Here is a 1,087-nt window from a genome sequence, read left to right on the forward strand (position 1 = left end):
GCTTCGGCTTCGGCTTCGGCTTCGGCTTCGGCTTCGGCTTCGGCTTCGGCTTCGGCTTCGGCGGGAGTGTCGCAGGTCTCGGTGAGGTGGACCTTGTAGCCCATCCAGAACAGGTCGTCGCCCTTGGCCGACCAGCGGGCATCGGGGTCGTAAGGGGAAGCCAGGCGGATATGGCCGGGCGGGACGCCCTCGTCGTCGGCGTCCCGCTTCTTGATCACCTCCCGCCCCCGGGCATCGGTACGGATGCTGTAGGTCTGCACCAGTACCTGCCGCAGCAGGGCCACCGCCTCGATCTCACGGACCCACACCGGGGCGGTGTCGGACCAGGCCGCCCGGCACACGGCCAGCGCGTCCTGGCCGAAGACCTGGGCAAGCCGGTCCCGCTTGGTCTTCGAGCCCGGCATGGTCCAGCCGTCGACGCGCGGCCCATAGCGTTCGGCGAACTCGGCGACATCGATCACCCCGGCCAGCCAGGACGGCGCCGTCACCGCCAGGGCCTCCAGCGCGGCCCGCACACTCTCCCCGGCCAGCTCGGTGCGGTTCAGGTCACGGACCGCGCTGATCACGTGGGTAGAGTCGGTGCGCTGCTTGCCACCGGCCTTGATCAGCCCGGCCTCACGGCAGTGCTCGACGAGCCTGTCGAAGAGCGTCCGCTCCAGGCCATGCCCGACCAGCCGGGCACGGAACCTCGACAACGCGGAGAAATCGAAGCCGGCATCGGACAACTCCGTGCCCAGCGCGTACTTCCACGACAGACGGTCCCGTGACGCGTCCGCGGCCTGCCGATCGGTGAGGCTCTCGGTGAACTGCAGCACCGTCACCAGGGCGAGCAGCGCCGGGGACTGAGCGGGAGCCCCACGGTCGGCAAACGCATCGGTGAACAACGAGTCGTCGAAGACCTCGGCAAGGTGGTCACGCAGGCGCATCGGCAGGCTGCCACCGGGGAAGGCGGCGCGAGCCGTCCTGGCGGTCTCTTCAGGAACAGGCGGCAATCCCCCCGGTCGCATGGACACTACACCGACCCCCCTACGGCCGGAGCAGACAGAACGACCGCACCAACGATCATGCCGGGCCGCCCCGCACCCCT

At 69.7% G+C, this 1,087-nt stretch carries 1 protein-coding gene; it reads right to left on the reverse strand.

Annotated elements, in window-relative coordinates; translation table 11 throughout:
- Positions 1-1,007 (reverse strand): transposase (locus AB0N17_RS46865; RefSeq protein WP_366017752.1); only part of this gene is annotated, 1,007 nt, incomplete at its 3' end.
- Positions 1,008-1,087 lie beyond the last annotated feature (80 nt).

Source organism: Streptomyces sp. NPDC051133, from assembly GCF_040682635.1.
Classification (GTDB): Bacteria; Actinomycetota; Actinomycetes; order Streptomycetales; family Streptomycetaceae; genus Streptomyces.